Origin of the sequence: Bradyrhizobium diazoefficiens USDA 110 (genome assembly GCF_000011365.1) — a bacterium.
GTDB lineage: Bacteria > Pseudomonadota > Alphaproteobacteria > Rhizobiales > Xanthobacteraceae > Bradyrhizobium > Bradyrhizobium diazoefficiens.
Genome location: NC_004463.1, coordinates 2,174,446 through 2,196,194, shown reverse-complemented (window position 1 = coordinate 2,196,194; position 21,749 = coordinate 2,174,446). Strand labels below are relative to the sequence as shown.

Below are 21,749 nucleotides of genomic sequence, written 5' to 3'. Positions count from 1 at the left end.
CATGTCACTCTCGATCTAGCGCCAAGTGTTGACGAGATGACATCGAACCGTGACACTTTTTCATGGCACGACAGTAAACTTGCCGTGTGCCTTCGATTCATTTTCTGTTGATTGTATGCGCGTGGTCAGCGGAGAACGTGAGTCCGTTGGGAAGCTCAAGTCAGCTTCGCCGCCGGGCCGGCCGCTTCACAGATGCTGGCCACCGTTGATCGGCACCTCGGCACCCGTAACATAGCTCGCCGCATCCGAGCATAGGAAGAAGATGACCTTGGCCACTTCGTCCGGAGTACCCACTCTGCGCAGCGGGATACTTGCCACGACGCGCGCTTCCGCGTCGGGCGACAGCATGTCGGTCCTGATTTCGCCGGGCGCGATCGCATTGACGCGAATGCCATGCGGCGCATAGTCGTGGGCCAATTCGCGTGTGAGGCTCGCAAGCGCAGCTTTCGAGGTCGCATAGGCGCTACCGGCGAATGGGTGCACCCGCGAGCCCGCGATTGAAGTCACATTCACGATCGATCCTGACGCGGCTCTTAGCTCATCAAACAAACCCTGCGCCAGCAGGATCGGAGCCACCAGATTAAGATGAAAGACCCTCATCCAGGTATCGGTTGAGGTGGTCAACGATGTCATCCGATCGCCTGTGGGCGTTTTCGGCGACACACCCGCATTATTCACCAGCGCGTGCAAGGGCGCACCGGCCAAGCGTTTCTTAACCTCGGTGATTGCGCGCGGCAGCATTCGATGATCGCCGAGGTCGACCTGGAAATGATCGTCATTCCCAGCCTCCCAGGGGCATCGCTCGCCGTCGAACGGTTGGCGTGCGCAAGAAATGATGCGCCAGCCTGCCTCCGAGAATAGCTTGGCAGTGGCATGGCCAATTCCGCGCGATGCGCCGGTGAGTAACATCACCTTCGGTTCTCCACGATCAACGCGCGCATTAACAGCGTCAACGAGGCGATCCAAATGTGCTTCGGGCAGCGGACCTCGGATCAGATTGTCATTTGGCAGATCGAGACCCACGGCCGCCTCCTCTACTTTTGCGCCCGCGCACGCGTAGCAGGATTTGCGCCACTGCGATGTACGTAAATGCGCTTCCGTTTTGCGTCCTAATGTCGCGCACGCGGAATGTTTGGCGCATTCAAGACAGCGGAGGTGAGCTTTCTGACAGCGATGGTGACTCTGCTACGTAAGTTCGCGAGCACTCGCCCGCTTCATGAAAGGGCTACCCAGCCCGCGTTCGCTTTCACGATCGCACAACCGTACGAGCCTGCGGCTGGCCGGCGCCTCTCGTCGAAGTCGAAAAATGCCCGGGGATAACGGCCACGGCCATTAGCCGCCCCAACATAAAACTGATGTACCAAGCTTGCACGTTAGATTCGTCGGCGGCCACTTTTGATCTATCGCGCCATGCTCTGAGCGGCACTGGATTTCGCGGCGCTAGTTCCAAGCATGAGCTGGCGAGCTGAAATGTTCATCCGTGATTGAGCGTTGTTTAGCTTCCGTCTGCGGCCCGCCCGAAGCGAAGACGAAGGCGTGCTCCTTCTGTAAAACGCAGCGGCACTTTAGGGCCGTTGTTGTCGAAGCCGCGCCTTAGCCGAACGCATTCGGCCGCGGCTTCGTTCTCTTCGCCCCTGGAACGTTGCGGCAATGACAGCCCGCGGGCCAGAAAATCGTCGCCCGGAGAAGAACTTCCACGGCTATCGGACGTAAAGAGCGGCGGTGAGATCGATCACGCGGGTTTGCGACTTTCACGAAGCCATAAGCGCTTGCGAGTTGTCTTCAATCAGGATCAACCGGCCCGGATCGTTCAAATCGAATTCTATAACGCGTGGGGCGAAAAGACGCGCATAGCGCGTAAAAGCGCTCGTTGGCGGAAAACGGATCACCGTGTCGCAGCGGGCAAGGAGATACATCTCGGTGAGGGCAGAAAAGCCGCCTTCAGCTCCGAGGGCGGGATGGTGCAATGGGCCCGCTTGAGGCGCCTGGAACTGCTTTGGAATCGCGAAGACATCGGGAAATTTAACCGAAACCTGCTCGAGGACGAGCGCACTGTCCGTGCACAGGAACGCCCTCACAGGTTTTGCGTGGGATAAACTCCTGGCCTCATCAATGGCATTGTAGATCTGCCGCAAGGCGCGCTCCGTGTCCGCCCAGTAAGGGGCATGCCCCATAATATCTTCGCCATTGCCATGCCGGACATGAATGCCGATTACGCTGTACGGCTCAAAGTGCTCGCGGTAGATAGCATCAATCCGGGCCTGAATTTCAGGCCGCGGCTTAATACTCCGGAAGATTTCGCGTTCCGCTTCCTGATCGCAGCGCCACATCAGGCAGGCATCACACACAACCGTGTTAGCGTCACTATCTCTCTGACTTTGGAACAGTTGATCGAGTTGATCGCGTTCCCTGAAAATCTGCTCGTCCGGTCGATAGATGCAATCGAAAGATGGCTTGTTCCACCATGTTGGAAAGAATGGTCCTGGAAACGAACGCGTATTGATGTCGTCATCGCAAATTACTCGCACTCCGCCAATGTCTTCAACCGGTTCGAAGAAGACTGGAAAGGCATTGGTGAATGGTTCATCAAGATAACAAGATCCCCGCCAATCAATGGCTAGCGTCCGTCCTGTCTGCTTTGCAAATCGCCAGGCTGCCGCGAGTGACCACAGACAGTCGCCAAACCCCGTACGTCGCCGGGACACTACGAACCGATCATTGCTCGAACCGCTAACCATCTGCCTTGCCTTTTCGCGCGCTCCTGGTTGGACAAGAGACGTCAGTACAGACGTCTCGCGTATCTTCTCGCCCGGCGTCACGGCCTGAAATCGCGGTGCCGGCGAGCTGCATCGGTAGAACTTCATAGCAGGGCTATCCGTGACGGGCCGCGTTCTCTCAATACGATCGTCCTTTCTTCAACGGTGTTGCATCGACCTGCCCGAAGCCCGATGCCCGATGCCCCGCTCTGCATCGGATGGCCTGGTCCCCTCACATGCACGCATGGGCGTGGCCATGCGCATGAGTCATGGCTATGTTCCGCTTTGTACATTATCGTGACGGCAAGCCGCGTGCAGCGGATGCAGGCGAACGCCCCGAAGCTCCCATACGAGCCGCAATTCCTTCACAAGATCTTCACGCTTGGCCTGGTCCAGCAGGGCTGTGTCGAAAAGCGACCCGAGCGACGCCTCGCCCTCGATTCGCATCAAGATCTCGAAAAGCTCAGGTGAGATACGCATACTAGAGTGGGCGGAATGTCCCATGCGGATCTCGCAGACCGTTTCCTGCCGATCTGGCGCTATGTGGGAGCGAACACGATGAAGGGATGCGTACGGCGGCAATGACGCAGCCAGCGCACTCCAATCCTGCAGTGATGCTGGCCGCTTCCTGACGAGGAACGGCCCAACAACAAGTCCGTCCAGATCAGTCGTCAAAAACGTGGTGATCGCATCTGACACGGACTGCACGATCGGCTCGGCATTGTTGTTAAATGAGGTATTTAGAAGAATCGGAAGGCTCGTTCGCTTCTTGAACGCATTAATGACGTCCCAGTAGGCGGGGTTTGTCTTGCGCGATACGGTCTGCAGCCGAGCCGTCCCATCAACGTGCGTGATCGCACCGAGCACGTTACCCTTGGCTTCACGCACGCGAACTACGAAGTTCATGAAGGGGAGCTGCCGCGTGCCGTCGGGGAGCTCAAAGAACTCGCTCGCATCCTCCTCTAATGCAGATGGCGCAAAGGGGCGATAGCTCTCGCGCTTCTTGACCACCGCGTTGATGCGATCCTTGTTTTCCGCAGGCCGCGGGTCCGCTAGAATGCTGCGGTTACCAAGCGCACGTGGGCCGAACTCAGAGCGCCCCTGAACCCAGCCGATTACAGCGCCATTTGCCATCCAGTCCGCCGCACTGGATGCTATGTCATCACTTCGTTGAATGTCGAGGTGGCCTGACCATGCGTTGAGCTCAAGCTCTGTGGCTTGCTCGTTCCCAAGATCGGGCCCCCAATAAACGTCCGGCAGTCGCTCGCGCGGCGCTGGCCTGCCTAGCTCGCTTGATACCATTAATGCAGCGCCGAGTGCGCAACCGGCGTCGTGCGCCGCGGGTTGAACAAAGATGTCGTCAAATAGCCCGGAATAAAGCAGCTTACCGTTCAGCGTGCAATTATGGGCCACCCCGCCAGCTAGGCACAGGCGTGTCATGCCCGTCGCTTTACGATGGTGCCGCAGGGTGTGAAACACGATCCGCTCCAGCGCTTCCTGCAGCGACGCGCTGACATCTCGATGCTGTTGGGTGAATGGCATTCCCTTTCGCCGAACCTGGATGTTGCGCAAAAGGGCTGGTCCGATTCGATCCAGGTGAACGCGATAGCCACCGCTGTCCAACAACTCGTAGAACTGCGCGAAGAGCTCGCGATAGCGATCGGGATCACCATACGGTGCAAGCCCCATCACTTTGTATTCGTCGAACATCCCGCAGCCGAGATATCGGATCGTCTCGAGATAGAACAGCCCAAGAGAGTTGTGTTCCGGGAAACTTACAAGCTGCGCAATTACGGTCCCGGACCCTACCGCCATTAAGCCTGAGAGAAAATCGCCCCCGCCGTCGATCGCAAACACCAGACTTTGCTCGAACCCGGACATGGCAAACGCGCTCACGGCATGTACTTCGTGGTGATTCACGAAGGAAACCCGGACGGATCGATCTCGGCCCCTAATTCCCGTGCCAACAGCTGCCGCAGCAACAGTTTGGGGTCCAACGGAACGGGCTGAGAAACAGAAAGGCGCTCGAGCATGGCTTTGCAGTAAGCTTCAGTCGCGTAGAACGCGATACGGTCGATGTCGCCGAGCTCGACTCCTGCGGTAGAAAGGCAGTATCGGATCGAATTGCTGGGGAACTTGTTGGAGTGCTTGACGCGGTTGAGGCGCTCCTCTTCGACAGCAGCAATTACGCGGCCGTCCTGCACAAGTACCGCAGCGCCATCGTGAAGAAATGTATTCGGCAGCTCCGGAGAGCTTTCATAGATTCTGTCAAGGCCGCCACTCAGTCCTATGCTCAACATCCCGTTCTCCATGGAAGGCCATGCCGTCCCACCGATCTAATCTGTACAGTCACGCGCAGCCGGTGCGCGTGCCAGGCAGCACAACACGACTTTGCAAGGTCCGATCGGCCGAACAGGCGGCCGTAGAGCTGGCTCGATCGCGGCTTCTCAAGGCCGTTTCACAAGCTGCTCTGACAGACCAGGTCACTCGCGAGCTACCGCGGAACGCATCATGACACTGCATCGCTTTGACTTCTCCGTTTCGCTGAACTCACGTCAACGCAGCAGGCGGCGCCGAAATAACGCGATCGACGCGAAAAAGGGCAAGACCGCGTAAACGCAGAGCGCGCCTACGTGTAGGGCGGCATTGTCGGCGCCGCGCTCAAGCATCACTGGGCGAATAAGGTCGACCGAATGTGCCAGCGGCAACAAGCCGGCAAAGTGCTGAAATGAGTCGGGCATTTGGCTCGTCGGAAAGACCGCGCCACACAAGAACACCATGGGCGTAAGGACGAGCGACTGGTAAAACACGAAGTAATCGTAAGTTGGCGCAAGAGATATGACGACCATTGCCAGGCTGGCGAAGACAAGGCCCGTAAGGGCGATTGTCGGTATCGCACAAAGAACCGACGTCCAGGATGCATAACCCAGGGTGGCAGCGACAATCCCGATTGCTGTCCCGGCTAGAACGGACTTACTGGCCGCCCACACCAACTCACCTAGAACGATATCGCCAAGCGTGAGCTGTGTGAACAAAATTCCCTCCCAGGTGCGCTTGACATCCATCCGAGCAAAGGCTGCGTACAGAGTTTCAAAGGTCGCGGATGTCATAGCGCTAATCGCGACCATACCCGCCGCCAAAAACGCAATGTACGAAGTCCCCTCAACCCGTCCCACAATGAGTCCGAGCCCAAAGCCAAGGCCAAACAGATTGGTTATGGGATCTGCGAGGTTGCCGAGAAGCGATGCAAGCGCGACTTTCCTCCATGCCAAGTAATTTCGACGCCATACCGCGGTCCAATTGTACGCATTAGCCGGCATGACCGACGCATAACCATCATCCATCGCTCATTTCTCCATCTCGCGCCCGGTCAACCGCAAAAACACGTCTTCGAGATTCGGGGGGCGCTGCAGAACGCGAAGGTCCGTTCGCCCGCGCAGGTGCACGCTGATTTCGTCCGGACATCGCGCGTAACAAAAAAGCGTCTCTCCACTCACTTCGATATGCCGCGCATACGGCCTGATCAGCTCCCGGAGTTGATCTAGATCACCGCCATAGATCTCGATCACGTTGCAGCCGATATGCTCGTCGATCAAGGCGTCTGGCTTGCCTTCGGCGATTTTGCATCCACTCTCAAGCACGCATAGCCGATCGCAAAGGCGTTCGGCCTCTTCCATGAAGTGAGTGGTCAAGAGGATCGTCTTGCCGCGCGCAAGAAGAGCCCGCAGGCGTTCCCAGATCAGGTGGCGAGCATGCGGATCGAGCCCCGTCGTCGGCTCGTCCATCACGAGTAGATGTGGATCATTGATCAGAGCGCGCGCCAGCGTCAGCCGCCGCTTCATACCACCGGACAAAAGGGAGACGCGCACGTCCGCCTTGCTTTCAAGCCGCGCAAACTCAAGCAACGAGGGCACAACCGCTTCGATCGTGCGAGCGCTCATGCCGAAATAGCGGCCAAACACAAGCAGGTTCTCCCGCACGGTGAACTCGGGCTCAAGGTTATCGAACTGCGGCACCACGCCTACGCGCACGCGCGCCGCACGAGCGCGGGAAGGCACAGGCTCATCGAGGACCGTAATCTTGCCTCGATCGGGGGAAATCATGCCGAGGAGCATGCGTGCAATCGTACTTTTGCCAGCTCCATTTGGCCCAAGCAGCCCGAAGCACTCTCCGCGCGCAACCGAGAACGACAGGTCATTGACGATAACCTTGTCCCCGAATGACTTTCTCACGCCGACAAGGTCGATCGCCATATTGGACATGTTCATCTTAGGCTGACAGAAGTCGTTCCGTAGGCGATGACTTCTTGATGACCGTTTTGCTCCAGAGCATGCCCTCGCACCACACATGCTCGACGCGCCCCCATTGGCATGCCGCCGCAGCATCGGGAAAGAATCCCCGTCCATGGAGGTTGGCGCTCGTGGTGCAGAGCAGCGGAATGCCGGTGAGTTGCTCAAATTCGATGAGAAGCGCAGCAATTTTGTGAGGAGAGTTGCGGGAAATTGTCTGCAGCCGCGCCGAGCCGTCGAGATGTACCACTGCCGGGATCTTGTCGCGCCAATTCGCCCGGGTTTGGTGATCGAATAGCATGTAAGGATCTGGCGTACCCGGGCTGAAGATCTCCGGCGCACGATCTTCCAGACAGATCGGCACCACCGGCCGGAAGTGTTCGCGCCGTTTGATGTCGTTGAGATGATCCTTCATCTCCGGGGACGTTGGGGCCGCAAGAATGCTTCTACCGCCCAACGCCCGCGGCCCGAGCCCGGCACACCCGGAAAGAAAGATGACGGGCTTGTTGTCAGCAAGAATCGAGGCAAGTTCAGGCAGACTGCACGGCGCCGCCTCCCAGTCCGGCGGAACCTCGCTCTCCTGCAGGGCGGGGCCACTGTAAACTGACCATTCCAACGGCTCGAAGCCATCTTGCGCTGCCATAGCGCCGCACGCCGCGCCGATTGCCGAGCCACTGTCATTTGGAAACGGCGGCACCCAGACATCATCGAATAATCCGGTCGCGCGAAGCGCGCTGTTCCATTTGATGTTGAGACCGCAACCTCCGGCGATGCATAGATTTCGCGCTCCCGGAAGCGACGAGTGCCGTAGCAGAACCATCGCGATCTCCTTAACGAGAAGACGTTCCAGAAACACATGAAACGACGCGAGGACGTCCTCCGCGCGCTTGGCCTTCAGGCGCAATGCGCTTGACTCGAAGAAGTCGTGAATAACTGCGAGAGACGCTTCCGCATTGTTGATGTTTTCGCGGTAGCGACGAGCCTGCTCCGTGTCAGCCGCTGAGCGCGTTTCATAAAGCCCCTGGAACACTTCCACGATGCTTTCGTCCACGGAACCAAGCTCGATGTAGGCCATCAGCTTGCCAGCAATGCCCAAATCCCAACTGGAGCGGTTCGGCTGCCGGTATGGGCCGAAGTGAAGGCCCGCGGCGGCATAGGCATGGCCAATCATCGGAAACAGCGATCCGATGAGCCGCGCGCCCTGGGGCTCGACATAGTAAAGGCGTGGAAAGATACAGCCGTCCCATACCAGACACAACGCGGGTTTCCCCGCGCTGGCGAAAGGACTGGTGCTATATGCTGAGGCGACATGGCCCGTGACATGCGGGTAGCTCTTATATGGAAACTCCTCGCCTCCGAGGAGGAGGCCATAGCCGTCGACGGAATCAAGGAGGCCCTCAGCATGACGCTCGACATATGGCGCGCCTTTTAGCGCGACCGGCACCGCTCCGCTTAGGAGCTGGAACTGCGATTCATTCTCCCCGTCCCAGCCATCAATCACGAACTGATCGATGTCGCGCGGATTCAGGCCATGCTCCGCCAAGGCGAAGACGACTGCATCGAGATTGTCGACGGACTGATAGCGAGGACCATTGCCGCGCTTCTCTTGCTCGACGCAAAAAAGACGCCGACCGTCCTCGACGACAGCAATTGCTCCGTCATGTGTCAACTTTATTCCGCAGATGCGCATACGTCCTCCTGGCCTAATGACCGGCGTTTGATTGTGCCGACGCGCCGCCCGGCTTCAGAAACCGGACGATCAAGCAGTCTTCGCTCGCCGACCCGGTGCAGCAGTGCCGGCGCTCGATCTCTGATAGGCTCTCATTGAAGAGAGCGATCACCGTCTCAGCACCGGCAGCATGCCCCCAGCGTTGACATATTTCATCACGCGCAGACCCGAAAATGAGAGTCTCATCTGGCGCAAGCATACTCACCAGGTTGCGGATAGCCGCATGCATCTCGACGACGTCCCTGAGGTAGTAAAGAACCTCAGCCACGACAATCAAATCGAATTGCTCAGTGGTCGAGAACCGCTGAATGTCGCAGGTCACCCAACTAATATGTGACCATTTCCCGGTCCGCAGTCGCGTTCGCTCGATTGCCTGCGGCATGACATCCACGACCGTAAGTCGCTCGCATAGCGGCGCCAGCATCTCCGTGAATGCACCGGCTGCACATCCTACTTCGAGCGCAGACGCCGCATCTCCGTCGCGGCGCGACATCCGGAGCATTTGCGCGTATCGCTGCTGCTCGAACGCACTAGTGTCGAGGCGCCACGGGTCGTCGACAGCCAACTCTCGCTCTAATAACTGATGGTTTTCGTCCTGAGTCATCAGCCGACCACTTATTTGTAGACAGTCGAACGATCGCGACCGGAAACACTCTCCGTCGCCGCCAGGCTCGATGGAGGCTGCGATAACGCCGCCTTACGAATAGGAGCAGGCGCCCCCCTACACCAGCAGGACTTCGTCCGGCATTCGGGTGCAGGATGACAGGCTGTTTCCCCTCTTCCGTCGGCATATCGGTGACTTTCCGAGATAGCCAATCGCTATTGCTCAATGTACAAAGCGCATAGGCCTTCAAAGGCAGTAAGAGACAGATATTGATCGGCGTGTGGAGCGAGAAGCCGATAAACCGCAGCTCGCGGGCACGAAGCGCTGCCACACAGCACCGGACCGTAGTCATTGCAGCAATCGTCAATCCCGTCCACCAGGGTATAGAGCCATCGATCAGGAGCTGTGCGAGCGCAGCAAGTGATGAAATGGCGAGGAGCAATGGGCCGAGATTTTGCCCGATAACGTCTAGCGTCAAATAACCATCGAGCTCTGGCAGCAGGCGCCAAGCAAGAAACGTATCTCGAAAGGTACTTCGCGCCCAGCGGAGTTGCTGTCGTAGATATGGCCGAAGACTGTGCGGGACGACTGTGGCTGCTATGGCGTCCGGAACGTATTCGGTTCGAAACCCCGCCTTGAGCATGAGTATCGTTAGGTGGCGGTCCTCGCCGAAATCGCTCGGCTTCCCACGAAAGAATTGGGCTTCATATTGATCAAGAAGCAAGGCGAGCGCGGAACGCCGATACATGGCACATGGGCCGCAGCAACACATGACGGCACCGAAGCGCGCCTGTGCCGCGCGCTCTTCGTTGCACGCGAGCCAATATTCCATGTCGATCAGCCTGGTCAGCCAGGTCTGGTTGCGATTGCTCGCGATCAGCTGACCCATGGCCGCACCGATTCCCGGGTCATGCATCTTCAATACAAGCTTCGTGACGACGTCGGCAGCAAGTATCGTATCGGAATCGACGTTGAGAACCAGATCACCGGATGAGCTGCGTATCGCTGCGATCTGCGCCTTGCGCTTTCCCACATTGTTCGCCAACAAGATAAAACTGAATCTCGGATCGCTCGCATATATCCGGTGTACAGGCGCGACAACGTCGCGGTTTGCCGATCCGTCATCGACCACATATACCTGCATCTTTCCGGCGTAGTCTTGACTGGCAATCGACTCCAGACATTCGGCGAGTGTGTTCGGATTCTCGTTGAAGCACGGCACGATCACGTCCACAGCAGGAACGACCACCTCGGCTTGTCCAAGGTTGTCCAGCGATGAGTTGATCGCCGGCTGAGCATAAAGCGCTTGCACGCTCTTATAGATCGTCGATAGGAGCGCATAAGATGAAACGGCGGCAGCACTGGTCGTCGCGAGCAGGTCCATGGGGTGTCGTTTTTTCAGTGGAGTTGAGGGAGTGGACGGATTACAAACCCGCGCCGTTGTAGTGCTGGAATGAGATATGCCAGCGCCGTCCTGGTCTGATCGCGCAGCGTAGAGCCACTGGGCAATCCCTCCTCATCGGGAGGATATCCGTCGTGCAGGAGCACAATTGCACCCGGGCGTACGTTCGCCAGTACGGAATTCACAATTGCATCAACCCCGGGGCGGGACCAATCTCTAGGGTCGACCGACCAGTGCAGAGCCGTGAGACCAGCGCTCGCCGCCACTGCGAGCACATCTCGCGTCCATATGCCGTAAGGCGCTCGCATATGCCTGGGCGAGGCCAGCGGGCACGCCAGACGGATGGCTTCGCTCGCCGTCAGCACCTCGTCGTGTAGCTCCGTAGGTCCGCATCTGGATAGATCAGGATGGGTCATCGTATGGTTCGCAACCTCATGCCCTTCCGCAATCATTCGTCGGATGAGTTCAGGATGCTCCGTCGCGTACGTCCCGATGACGAAGAATGTCGCGGGGACCCGATGTTGCGCCAGGACATCGAGCACCTCTGGCGTACAAAATGGATTTGGCCCATCGTCAAAGGTCAAATGGACAGCTCGACTTCCGCCCGCGTCAGCGTAGTCGCAGCGGACAGTAGATAGGGTGGAACGCTCTGTCACAACTCAGGCCCGTTACGATCGATGACAGTCCCGGCCGGCCATTCGCTTATCGAGCGTCCGACCGGAAACACCACGACGATCACGTCTTCGATGCGCGTCGGCGATAAATTTGGATAGACATCCGGCAAGGTGGAGCGGACGCGAATGCCACGCATCAGGGTGGCGAGCCCCTGCCTTTCGACCAGTCGGGTCAAATGTTTTTCGAGGGCCGAGCGAACCGCGCCAAATCCGAATGGAACGCCGAGCTCCTGGAGTGCGGGATACATCACGCGCATTGCGTGGCCTATCCCGTGCCCCTCGAGATCGGGGCGCACCGCATACAACCCCAGTTCGGCCACAGGGAGATCGACTTCACCAACTTTGATGAAGCGGCGCAGTAGCCCGATGTGAGCCGCTACCCCGCGCGCGTCGTAACCAATTACGCGGAGCTCGGGTCTTGCTCCAGCCCAACTTCGGCTCCGCTCAAACGGCTGCGCATTGAACGCACCCGTCGGTCCGTAACTCTTGCGGAAGAACTCCGCGAGCTCGGCATGATCGGCGAGCTGCAGTTCACTTTCCCAACGAAGGCTCCACTGCACTTGAGCGCGCCCAGAAGATCCTTCCGCAGTCGGGGAGACGGCAATGTTCATGGCGAGCTTCCTTGCGCCGGTGGAATGAAGAGCGGGGATGGTCACGTCAATTCGCTATTCGCCGAACCGCCGATGAATGCTGAGATGCGCCGCCATGCTCTGTCGGAGCTCGGCACTGCTCGCCTACTCCGCGCCGCTGGCCTTTGCGCGACGGAGCGATCGCTTGATTGCACCCTCGTGCGGTTGATGCCGCGCTCACGATAACTCGGAAGCTGCCGACGAGGCGGTTGGGCTAGCCAGAACCTGTCTGCACCAGCGAGCTTTTGTGCCTGCAGTCGCATCGCCCTCCGGCGCTTTGACGTCTGAGGGCCGGCCATCGGCGCGCAAGCCTCATCGATGGCGCATCGGAGCGGCATCAGATCACACTGGCTTTTATACATCTTCGACACGCCCCACATGCACTGGACAGGCGAGCCATTTGGAACGGCGCCTGGAATTCTTGGCATCCGCAACCTGCGTCTGCCTCTATTCTTCGACACTAGAATGAGGCTGAACGCGCCCTCAATTGTACGCGGGTAAACCTGAAATATGGAAACGGATGATATCTGCATACCAACGTTTATCGGGACGCGCTTGGCGTTCGAACGGCCACGCTTAAGGAGAAACAACAACGCGCGCCCATGGTGCGCTCCCACGTCTGGGAGCTCTTCTCTTAGCTCACGTGAACGACCGGAAACCATCGTGGCGCGTCTAATTGCTTTTTCCAAACTTCAGTTTGCTATCCAACCTCCCCCAGTTTGGTAAAATCGATTGTTTCGATAGAACACATCCACACGATGGATAGACTCATCACATGCGGTTCAAGGGACTTGATCTAAATCTTCTCGTTGCGCTCGACGCCGTGATGACGGCGCGCAACCTCACAGCGGCGGCTCGCAAAATCAATCTGAGCCAGCCTGCTATGAGCGCTGCGATCGCACGGCTGCGCACCTATTTCCGCGATGAACTCTTTACTATGAGAGGTCGCGAACTCGTCCCGACACCTGGCGCGGAAGCGCTTGCAGGTCCGGTTCGCGAGGCCCTGCTGCACATCCAACTCTCAATCATATCGCGGGACGCGCTCGACCCTGCTCAATCGAGCCGACGCTTCAGGGTCATTCTCTCAGATTTCATGACGATCGTTTTTTTCCGCAGAATTGTGGACCGCATGGCGCAAGAAGCCCCCGCGGTGCGCTTCGAACTGCTGCCATTTTCTGATGAACCGGATGACCTGCTGCGGCGGGGCGAGGTCGACTTTCTCATTCTGCCGGAACTTTTCATGTCGAGCGCGCACCCTAAGGCGACGCTGTTCGACGAGAGCCTCGTATGCGTCGGATGCCGCGCGAACAAGCAGCTATCCCGGCAGCTTACGTTCGAACAATACATCTCGATGGGGCACGTTACTGCCAAGTTCGGACGCGCACTGAGACCGAACCTCGAAGAATGGTTTTTGCTTGAGCACGGCCTGAGGAGACGAATTGAGGTCGTCGTGCAGGGCTTTAGCCTGATTCCGCCCCTGTTGCTAGACACGAGCCGTATCGGCACGATGCCCTTACGACTGGCCAGGCACTTCGAAAAGCGGATGCCGTTGCGGATCATCCAACCGCCCCTCCCCCTGCCCACATTCACAGAGGCCCTGCAGTGGCCCTCATTCCACAATACCGACCCCGCGAGCATCTGGATGCGTCGGATATTGCTCGAGGAAGCATCCAACATGGCATCTGGGGACCAGGAGCCTCCAACTCGCAGGCGCTGTTAGGCTTACCTTAAGCTGCGCTCTGAACATCCCCGGCACACTGTAGAACCTTCGACGTGCCCCGTTTTCTTTCGTCTTTCCAGGGTATGGAGGTGAGAAGGAGCCACAGACGCGCAATGCGACGATCGGTCGCGAAGCCTTTTCCAGTTGTGCGCGTGGTGACCTCGAAGGTGCGGTTTGATGCGCTCACGACGCATTCAGGCTACGTCCGGCAACCATCGCAGAAGAATATGCCTGCCGTGCAAATGTTTGGCTCTATCACTAAAATGTCTTGAACCGCACATTGCGTCAGGTTGTAGGTTGCTCTCGTGACAAGCGCTGCACGACCCAGCTGTCGACACCGCGCTTTGGCACGCTGACGAACACTGGGCTGATCTGCCATCAGCGGACTGAACGACCCTGCTGCGTGGCCGGCCGGAACCGGCAAGACCAATTAGCTTGGAGCTCCCGACGCTTTCCCGCCGCTGCCGATCGGCTTTCCGCCTGCTCTCCATTGTTGCGGTCATCTCGCAAGCTTCCTTTCCCGGGCGCAGGAATGAGCCGATGTCCATTGGGGCGGGCCAAGACGATTGCTCCAGGCGCTGGCGCCACCGCACGCTATTGCGCAGCAACGACGTTTGTGCCGGATAGGAAGAGATGCGTTTCAAAGGTCTGGATCTAAATCTTCTGGTCGCGCTGGATGCTCTAATAACTGAGCGCAACCTCTCGTCAGCCGCACGCAAGATCAATCTTAGTCAGCCGGCAATGAGCGCAGCCGTTGCCCGGCTGCGCAAGCATTTCCGTGATGAACTGTTTGGAATGAGGGGGCGCGAACTTGTCTTGAGCTCACGCGCGGAAGGGCTCGCGGCTCCTGTGCGCGAGGCTCTGATGCACATTGAACTCTCGATTATGGCCCGACATCCGTTCGACCCAGCTCGATTGAACCGCCGATTCAGGATCGTCCTTTCTGACTTCGTAACAGTTGTGCTCTTCCGAAATGTCGTAGCACGCGTCACGCGAGAAGCCCCCGCCGTCAGCTTCGAATTGGCTGCGCCGACCGATGAACACGAGCTGCTCCTCCGCCGCGGTGAAGTCGATTTTGTTATCCGGCCAGATTTTTTCATGTCCAGCACGCACCCCAGAGCGGCCCTATTCGAGGAGCGACTCGTCTGCGTAGGCTGCTGCACCAATAGGGAATTACAACCCCGGCTTACATTCGATCGATATATGTCGATGGGTCACGTTGCAGTTAAGCACGGAGGTGCGCCCCGGACGCCAGTTGAGCATTCCTTTTTGACTGATCTCGGACCCACGCGGCGCATCGACATCCTCGTGCAGAGCTTCAGCATGATCCCGCCTCTCATAGTTGGGACGAACCGCATAGGCACGATGCCATTAGGGCTCGTGAGGCATTTCCAAAGAACGATGCCCCTTCGGATCGTTGAGCTTCCGCATCCATTCCCCGCCTTCACCGAGGCGGTCCAATGGCCCTCACTTCACAACAGCGACCCGGGAAGTCTGTGGATGAGGGACATTTTGTTTCAGGAGGCCACCCGCATGGCAACTACACAAGAGCTCCGTGTGACCAGCAGCCCGGAAGACGCGGAGCCCCCGGGACATTTCGTGCGATCCGTCTCACCGTTGCCGTAAGCACATTCGCGAAGTCTACGAACCTCACATTCCAACACTTGTCTCAACACACAATTCCTGCTCGCCTGGCTTGCTCTTATTGCCGGGGGAAAGGATCCTTGCGGCAGGCAAGAGGCGCTTTCGCTCTTCGCACCTCCGCCTCGGGGGCGAGAAACGGCAGACTGCCGACTTGATGCTTTTAGGGACGGGAACGGAACGGGGCCGGCGAGCGACGGAGCAATGCCTTCGCACTGAAGCTAGGCGTTTACGTTGCAACGGCCGCGGCAGGGCGCAGCTCTCTCAAGAAGGTAGGCCAGGCACGGAGCTCTTGCCGTCAACTCCCTGGGTCGGTAGTTGCTCCCGATGAACGGAGATGATCAGCTTATTCGGATTCCTACCACCGTTCATTGTGAGCATAGAGATCGTCGGACTTGCCGTGCCGTCGAAGCTAGCATCGCGAACGCGTGTGGCCTGAACGCATCACACAGCAGCACATCACATCCTCATCGCTTTGCGCCGCAGGTATGACTTCTTTTGGCCCTACCGCAGCCAAACGTCTTGACGACGTGCGCTGCGCTTGACTCAATTTCAAACAAGGAGCTGAACGTTGAAGCTTTGCAGCGGGGTGTTCGATCCAGAAGAGCTATCTGCCCTCGGACGGCTTTATGACGGCGCCGTCGACGCGCTACCTCCGTCGATGCGGAGTCCAGAAAACTGCGCAGCAATCGCCAAACTTATCCTGGAGCGTACGGCGGCTGGCGAGGCTGAACTGGCACGCCTGGCGAACTTGTTGATCACCCTTTCTCCTGAGGGTTGATCAGCCGCCATTCTAAGGATAGTCACCACTCGCGCGCATGAATTAAAGGCGATTCAACTGGAGCTTAGAAATCCGCTTGAATCATACGTGACGTCAGGTTGTAGGCTTTGAAATTGAACAACATGAACAGAGCTACACCAAGACGGCGTCGATGGCGCATTGGCGAACTTGCAGAGGCGACCGGAGTAACGGTGCGCACGCTGCACCATTATGAGCACACTGGACTGCTAGCAGCGACAGAGCGCACTGAGGGCGGTCACCGGATGTATGACCGCGAAAGCGGGCAACGGGTTCATCAGATTCGCGCGCTGCGTGAGCTTGGCTTCTCGCTCGTGGAGATCCGTAAAGCTATGGAGGGGACGACCTCACTCACGGACTTGCTGCGCAAACATCTAGAGCGCATAGAAGTCCAAGTCGCGCGCACAACTCTGTTGCGCGACCGTTTGCGCAACATGACCATCGACAGCGAGGCGCAGGTAAGTGTGGATGAGCTGCCTGCCACCCTGAACGCCATGTCGCGCGCCGAGACGCGGAGTCAGACGTCCCGGTGCACCTGCAATTTAGCTGCGGAGCGAGAGGACCGCTGGCGGCGAATCCGTGATGATCTTCGCGACTGCATGGATGGGGGCGAGCACCCTTGCGGAGAGCGCGCAAAGGCTGTCGCGGTTGCAGCACGCTTGCTGATCAGCGAAATCGCCGGCGACGATTCACGTGTTTCGATGATCCTGAAGGTACTTGCACGATTAAGCGCGCCCCGCAGTCTGGCTGGTTGGGATCCCTGTCTAATGCAATATCTCGATCTTGCCCTTGGCGGATTGGAGGATCAGCCTTACTGACGCATTCATGGCGGGTTCCACACGCCGGTTAGGGCAAGCTAAGAAACGCTAGGTGAACCGGCCGCTCTCCGACGCGGCTTGGAGTTTTACGGAATCAAACGGAAGGATTGTCACCGCCGGGCGATCCGCGTCCCTGACGCCTCCATCGCTCTTCCCAAAAGGGCTTGATCCGCACGTAACGTCAAGTTGTAGATCTTACCGTAGTTGGCGGCTCGCCCGGCCAACGCAGGTTTGCCCAGCAAGCAACGCCTGTCTACAGGCGTGGTTGACTACAACCAGTTGCGGTTCACTTCAGGTGAGCATTGGAAGCTCTACAATGGTAAATAAGCGGCATGCCTCTCTTGCGCCTGCGGCGCTTCTCTTCTGCGCTCTCGTCGCTCCGTCTGCGCGCGGCTCTGAAATAAAGATCGCCGTGGCTGGCCCAATGACCGGAAGCAGCGCTGCATTCGGCGCGCAAATGCGCGATGGTGCGGCTGCGGCGGTCGAGGTCCTGAACGCCTCAGGCCAGCTTCCCGATAATGCCAAAACTATATTGAGCGTCGCTGACGACGCCTGCGACCCTAGGCAAGCTGTCGCAGTCGCGAATAAGCTCACGACAGAGCGGATCCTGTTGGTGGTTGGCCATTTTTGTTCCTCTTCGTCGATCCCGGCCTCCGACATCTACGCGAAGCTGGCATCGTCCAGGTGTTACCAGGCTCGTCAACTCCTCAACTAACAGAGCACGGCCTTGGGACTGTCTTTCGGATCTGCGGCCCGACGACCAACAGGGAGCCGTTGCCGCCGAGTACATTCACACGAATTATCGCCTCGAGAAAATCGCGGTGCTGGACGACAAGAGGACTGCTGGCAGGGGGATTGTCGACGTGGTTGAAGCCCGGCTTCATCGATTGGGACGGCAGGTGAGCCGGCAAAGCTATGTTGCCGGTGAAAGGGGCTTCAGAGCCTTGCTCTCAAGAATGGAGAAGGACCGGCTGCGCGTCGCCTATATCGGCGGCTACCACACCGAAGTCGGATTGTTGGTACGCCAGGCAGCAGAAGCAAAAGCAGACCTCACGGTCATGGCGAACGATCCGCTGATGACCTCCGAATTCTGGGCCATTACCGGCAGCGCTGGGAATGGCACATTGTTTACCTTCATGCCCAACCCCGCTGGGAACGCCAATGCTGCCAGTGCGGTCGCCGGACTCAAAGCTTCCGGGCTGCCCGGTGAAGGCTACACACTATACGCTTGTGCCGCTGTGCAAGCCTGGGCAGAGGCGGTGAACCGGAGCGGCTCCTTCAATGCTGACCGGGTCGCCAGCGCGCTTCGTTCCCGACCGATCGACCGGTTCGACAAAAGGAGGGACAACTCGGCTTCTGGATTTTTGGTTTATCGCTGGCGCGACGGTCATGTCGAGCGTGTCAAGAAGTACTGATTTTCATGCAACGCAGCATTCCCCACGCGAAGTATCTCGAATGATGAGACGCCCTCAGAACGTTGTCGCAGCAATGCTCGCTAGCGCTTTTATATTCGCTGCTTTTGCAGCGTTTTTCGCGCTCGCTGCGGCGCTCGCAGAGCTACCGAGCGCCGCCCTGCCGAAGGTGCTACGCCCGATGATAGACAAATAGCAGCCCCCTTGTCTGATCCCGTCTGCAGCACTGGCCTCGGAGGCGGCCATTTACCGTTCTGCTAGGTTTGAAGGCATGCCCCTTATGCAGCCAGTGATCGAAGGTTGAGGACTAGGAAAGCGAAGCTAACGATTCTTTATGGACAAGCACGGATTTTGTTGGAGGCGTTCGCCTTCTGTCAGATTCGTGCCCGACCAGCATCTACGCATTCTCTAGCCTGGATTATATCGCGCAATCTCAGATCCACGAATGGAAGAGACAGCGGGACGGCACGAAGCAATCAGGCCCACTACCTAGACTATAGCCGAGTATACGGGTAGCGAGAGCTGGTGGATAGCCGGCGCCGGGATGCATGTCTCTCTTGGCCGCGGGGGCACCAAGGTTTTGGCGTCCAAGTCAACGCTACTCGTTCCGCTACTTCGTGCGCTCTCAAGCATGGCGGGTCATCAGCGGCTCAGCCGCCTGCCCGGGCATTCCCTATGCTTCCTAGCCCGGATAGCAGGAGAACCAATCAACCGGCTCCGATGAAGGCGGTGAGATTGCTCGCCTGCGCTATCAACGAACTGGATGCATCCCATCAACACTTTCTATTTTACTAATTGAAGCCAAACACCGCATAAGTCGATCGCCGGCTTACGGAAGGCAGTGTTCACGAATGTCGCGTGATAATGGATCACTTGGTCGCAGAGCAAATCACGTGCTTCTTGGCTGCTTCGAGCAATGTTTGACGGCAAGACACGTGGGGGCACGAATGCAGTGCGGTGACCAGTCGCAGTTGGCGCGCAATCTACACGACGTTGCCTGCCCCTTTGGGCATGATACTTGATTGCTCTAAGAAGACAGCTATCACGCACACTCGGCGATGGTAAATGCCTCCGCAGCGTAGAACTCGGGCAGGTGAGTTGGCCTTCGCAGGGGTGCGGGCTGGACCTTTCGCTCTGACCAGGCGGGTCGCCTCAACAGTCCGGCGCTGTTGCCGCGGCTCCAAGCAGAGCAGTACAATCAGCTGTGTGGCCCCGAACAGAGTCACCGCTGTTGCCGAACGCACTGGGCGGCTCGAGAATCCATTCAAATCCCGCGCCATCGGCAACGCTTTTCGTTTTTCCCTAGACGCTCATTGCACTTTTGCAATCCTTGCAGCAGTCATTTGTCCAGCGAAGCGTCCGCCGTTTGGCGAACGGGAAACGATACCTCTACTCCGCCTGTCTTGCATTTCACCACTTTGGAGAAATACCGTGGAACTTGACCCTTCCAATTCACGCATACAAAACCTCGAGGATCGCGTCGACCTGCAACTCGACATCGTGGCTGGGCTCATGCGCGAAGAAGGCAACGAGCTGGAAGCGATCCGATTACTTAATGCCCTCATAGGCCAAATGATCACCGCGGAACTGGAGCTCGGCCAGCTTGGCGATACAAGAACCGGCCACGGACGAATGCGATTGTCGCAAGACCGTGGCGTTTACCACCCCGAGGACCTTCAGATTCTGGGACGCCTTTTTGATCAGACTGTGGCGGCATTACCGGCCGCGCTGCGGACTTCCGCCAATCGATTGACGATCGCCAAGCTCATTCTTTCACGTGCGGCAGCGGACTGAGATTTCATTTGCGCTTTTTGGAGATTGATGGCGTTGAGCGGACGTTTATGGCTGGGCTGACAGTTACACTTAGGCCGCACACACCAGGGATCGACATTTGCTGTTTATGGGCTCACCGTCCGTAAGCGCGCCGCTTCCGCTGGCCTTTCATATGGCAACAGTTCGCCACCACTTTCGAAATCAGGCTTGCTCTATCTCACGCCGCCGGCGACGCATTCGATCTAGCTGGGCCTTGCTGTCCCTCGACGCCTTTCACGAGCTGCAAGTATCCAAAGCTCGGAAGCGCGCCGCCGATCCCACGCTGCGCCGGCTTTCCTACGCAACTCCGTATTGAACCCACACCGACGGCGCCCGGCCCTTCTTTGCCAAACGACTAAGAATCCGCCGTGGGGAAAGTGCAATTGCCCTTGCATCTCGTTCCCTCTCTTAGGCGCCTGACCGGTAACAAACACCACGGCCGGAGCAGAACGCCACGCGCAGGTGAATATCACACGGCAATAGGCGTCGAGACTTGTCGCAAAGCAGACAAGTCTCATCCGGAACAGGCTACATCACCCCAAATCCGACGTCACAAGCGCCATTGCGGTTTGAACGCTTCTTGAGAGTGGGAAAAGAGTAGGCGGCCTTTTTCATCATGCTGGGCTTTAACCGCAACCCGTGGGGGCCGATCTTCCGAATGAAGGAAAAGCCACAATTTGGTGACCGACCAAGAGGCCCACGACGGCAATGAAGGGCACGACAACTCGTACTCGCTTCACTCTTTTCAGAATTTCTTCGAATTGCGCGGGCATTACGGCGTTCGGTCATCGCAACTTCAACAAGCATCTATATCCTCTCCTGAAGTCCCGGGAGTAGCGTGGAAGAGGTTGAAGAGCAGATGTCTTTCGTGCTGAGACACGCAACACAATCCGGTTGCTTTTGAGAAGGTACTTCCTTGTATCAGGATGTCGAGGAGCGTTAGAGATGGATCAGATCTTTTCCGAGCAGGTGCAGGTGCCAGATGCCGTTGTGAGCGTCGCATTTGACAAGGCTTGGAGCTTTGTCGAGAAGGATCCGCTGCTGGCACATAATCTGAAGGCCGTCCTTCATAGCCGATTGCGCACTTACCTCGAGTGCTCGATAAGAAACGGCGAACGGAATGCTTTGAATCTGGCCAACGAGGCGATACGCAACTTGCGGGCTGAACTGGCACCGTCGACCGGGCAATGACTCGCTTGTGCCTATTGCGGCGAGAGCATCCGGCGCCGTTAAGGCATTTAGGGCGCCTCATACGGTGGAAAATTCGGGCCAGTGCGTGGTCGAGCAGACTTTTCTCTAATCATGTGCGGCCCCGCTGAAACGAGAGCGATCGAGAAAGCTGTTGCCTCTACAGCTCCTCTGGCGGCCGAGACCAGGAAGCTGAACACCAGGCCCAGACGGCGGCGAGACGGGGCGGCCGCGCTGGTATTCGCTCGCGCCAGGAAACCGACCACGGTGACCTTG

Annotated in this window: 17 protein-coding genes and 1 pseudogene; 8 read left to right on the top strand and 10 right to left on the bottom strand. The window is 58.0% G+C overall.

Features of this window, described 5'->3' with window-relative positions; all coding sequences use genetic code 11:
* Positions 1 to 186: 186 nt before the first annotated feature.
* The 10 genes and pseudogenes from BJA_RS09995 to BJA_RS09945 all read right to left on the bottom strand — a co-directional run bounded on the left by BJA_RS09995 (position 187) and on the right by BJA_RS09945 (position 12,065).
* Positions 187 to 1,023: an SDR family NAD(P)-dependent oxidoreductase gene (locus BJA_RS09995; protein WP_011084833.1), complete on the bottom strand. Its 837-nt coding sequence runs from the start codon at positions 1,021 to 1,023 to the stop codon at positions 187 to 189.
* Positions 1,024 to 1,751: 728 nt separating this feature from the next.
* On the bottom strand, positions 1,752 to 2,864 hold the full coding sequence (locus tag BJA_RS09990) for a nodulation protein NodZ (protein WP_011084832.1): 1,113 nt from the start codon (positions 2,862 to 2,864) through the stop codon (positions 1,752 to 1,754).
* Between the two features lie 165 nt (positions 2,865 to 3,029).
* Positions 3,030 to 5,056 (bottom strand): annotated as a pseudogene (locus BJA_RS43605) (carbamoyltransferase).
* A 255-nt stretch (positions 5,057 to 5,311) separates the two neighbouring features.
* Positions 5,312 to 6,100: an ABC transporter permease gene (locus BJA_RS09975; RefSeq protein ID WP_011084828.1), complete on the bottom strand. Its 789-nt coding sequence runs from the start codon at positions 6,098 to 6,100 to the stop codon at positions 5,312 to 5,314.
* Positions 6,101 to 6,103: 3 nt separating this feature from the next.
* Positions 6,104 to 7,024 (bottom strand): nodulation factor ABC transporter ATP-binding protein NodI, encoded by a 921-nt coding sequence (gene nodI / locus BJA_RS09970; RefSeq protein WP_011084827.1) that lies wholly within the window; start codon positions 7,022 to 7,024, stop codon positions 6,104 to 6,106.
* 1 nt (position 7,025) lies between these two features.
* Positions 7,026 to 8,735, bottom strand: a complete 1,710-nt coding sequence (gene nodU / locus BJA_RS09965; RefSeq protein ID WP_011084826.1) for a nodulation protein NodU — start codon at positions 8,733 to 8,735, stop codon at positions 7,026 to 7,028.
* Between the two features lie 13 nt (positions 8,736 to 8,748).
* Positions 8,749 to 9,378 (bottom strand): nodulation methyltransferase NodS, encoded by a 630-nt coding sequence (gene nodS / locus BJA_RS09960; RefSeq protein WP_014497813.1) that lies wholly within the window; start codon positions 9,376 to 9,378, stop codon positions 8,749 to 8,751.
* A complete protein-coding gene (nodC, locus tag BJA_RS09955; protein ID WP_011084824.1) occupies positions 9,305 to 10,762 on the bottom strand; it encodes a chitooligosaccharide synthase NodC in 1,458 nt (485 codons plus the stop codon). Before nodC ends, nodS begins: the two co-directional genes overlap by 74 nt.
* Before the next feature lie 14 nt (positions 10,763 to 10,776).
* Entirely contained in the window at positions 10,777 to 11,436 is a 660-nt protein-coding gene (gene nodB, locus BJA_RS09950) for a chitooligosaccharide deacetylase NodB (RefSeq protein ID WP_011084823.1), read from the bottom strand.
* On the bottom strand, positions 11,433 to 12,065 hold the full coding sequence (locus BJA_RS09945; protein WP_011084822.1) for a NodA family N-acyltransferase: 633 nt from the start codon (positions 12,063 to 12,065) through the stop codon (positions 11,433 to 11,435). Before BJA_RS09945 ends, nodB begins: the two co-directional genes overlap by 4 nt.
* A gap of 793 nt (positions 12,066 to 12,858) precedes the next feature.
* Between BJA_RS09945 and nodD1 the strand changes: the two genes are divergently transcribed.
* From nodD1 to BJA_RS09905, 8 genes are all read left to right on the top strand, one after another.
* Positions 12,859 to 13,803: a transcriptional regulator NodD1 gene (gene nodD1, locus BJA_RS09940; protein ID WP_011084820.1), complete on the top strand. Its 945-nt coding sequence runs from the start codon at positions 12,859 to 12,861 to the stop codon at positions 13,801 to 13,803.
* A 633-nt stretch (positions 13,804 to 14,436) separates the two neighbouring features.
* Positions 14,437 to 15,429: a transcriptional regulator NodD2 gene (nodD2, locus tag BJA_RS09935; protein WP_011084818.1), complete on the top strand. Its 993-nt coding sequence runs from the start codon at positions 14,437 to 14,439 to the stop codon at positions 15,427 to 15,429.
* Positions 15,430 to 16,015: 586 nt separating this feature from the next.
* Entirely contained in the window at positions 16,016 to 16,225 is a 210-nt protein-coding gene (locus BJA_RS09930; protein WP_014497819.1) for a hypothetical protein, read from the top strand.
* A 122-nt stretch (positions 16,226 to 16,347) separates the two neighbouring features.
* The gene (locus tag BJA_RS09925) at positions 16,348 to 17,061 is read left to right on the top strand and encodes a MerR family transcriptional regulator (RefSeq protein ID WP_026312621.1); all 714 of its coding nucleotides are present in this window, start codon (positions 16,348 to 16,350) and stop codon (positions 17,059 to 17,061) included.
* Between the two features lie 424 nt (positions 17,062 to 17,485).
* Complete coding sequence (locus tag BJA_RS43600) at positions 17,486 to 17,776, top strand: ABC transporter substrate-binding protein (RefSeq protein WP_028154217.1); 291 nt, start codon at positions 17,486 to 17,488, stop codon at positions 17,774 to 17,776.
* On the top strand, positions 17,679 to 18,476 hold the full coding sequence (locus tag BJA_RS09915) for a branched-chain amino acid ABC transporter substrate-binding protein (RefSeq protein ID WP_250647510.1): 798 nt from the start codon (positions 17,679 to 17,681) through the stop codon (positions 18,474 to 18,476). Before BJA_RS43600 ends, BJA_RS09915 begins: the two co-directional genes overlap by 98 nt.
* 1,428 nt (positions 18,477 to 19,904) lie before the next feature.
* Positions 19,905 to 20,267 (top strand): hypothetical protein, encoded by a 363-nt coding sequence (locus BJA_RS09910; RefSeq protein ID WP_014497821.1) that lies wholly within the window; start codon positions 19,905 to 19,907, stop codon positions 20,265 to 20,267.
* 963 nt (positions 20,268 to 21,230) lie between these two features.
* Positions 21,231 to 21,476 (top strand): hypothetical protein, encoded by a 246-nt coding sequence (locus tag BJA_RS09905; RefSeq protein ID WP_011084811.1) that lies wholly within the window; start codon positions 21,231 to 21,233, stop codon positions 21,474 to 21,476.
* Positions 21,477 to 21,749: the final 273 nt, after the last annotated feature.

Coding starts and splice junctions, on each gene's coding strand:
- BJA_RS09905 (WP_011084811.1), top strand. CDS start 21,231: ATGGATCAGATCTTTTCCGAGCAGGTGCAGGTGCCAGATGCCGTTGTG.
- nodD2 (WP_011084818.1), top strand. CDS start 14,437: ATGCGTTTCAAAGGTCTGGATCTAAATCTTCTGGTCGCGCTGGATGCT.
- nodC (WP_011084824.1), bottom strand. CDS start 10,762: ATGGACCTGCTCGCGACGACCAGTGCTGCCGCCGTTTCATCTTATGCG.
- nodD1 (WP_011084820.1), top strand. CDS start 12,859: ATGCGGTTCAAGGGACTTGATCTAAATCTTCTCGTTGCGCTCGACGCC.
- nodS (WP_014497813.1), bottom strand. CDS start 9,378: ATGACTCAGGACGAAAACCATCAGTTATTAGAGCGAGAGTTGGCTGTC.
- BJA_RS09945 (WP_011084822.1), bottom strand. CDS start 12,065: ATGAACATTGCCGTCTCCCCGACTGCGGAAGGATCTTCTGGGCGCGCT.
- nodI (WP_011084827.1), bottom strand. CDS start 7,024: ATGAACATGTCCAATATGGCGATCGACCTTGTCGGCGTGAGAAAGTCA.
- BJA_RS09925 (WP_026312621.1), top strand. CDS start 16,348: ATGAACAGAGCTACACCAAGACGGCGTCGATGGCGCATTGGCGAACTT.
- BJA_RS09990 (WP_011084832.1), bottom strand. CDS start 2,864: ATGAAGTTCTACCGATGCAGCTCGCCGGCACCGCGATTTCAGGCCGTG.
- nodU (WP_011084826.1), bottom strand. CDS start 8,735: ATGCGCATCTGCGGAATAAAGTTGACACATGACGGAGCAATTGCTGTC.
- BJA_RS09975 (WP_011084828.1), bottom strand. CDS start 6,100: ATGGATGATGGTTATGCGTCGGTCATGCCGGCTAATGCGTACAATTGG.
- BJA_RS43600 (WP_028154217.1), top strand. CDS start 17,486: ATGACCGGAAGCAGCGCTGCATTCGGCGCGCAAATGCGCGATGGTGCG.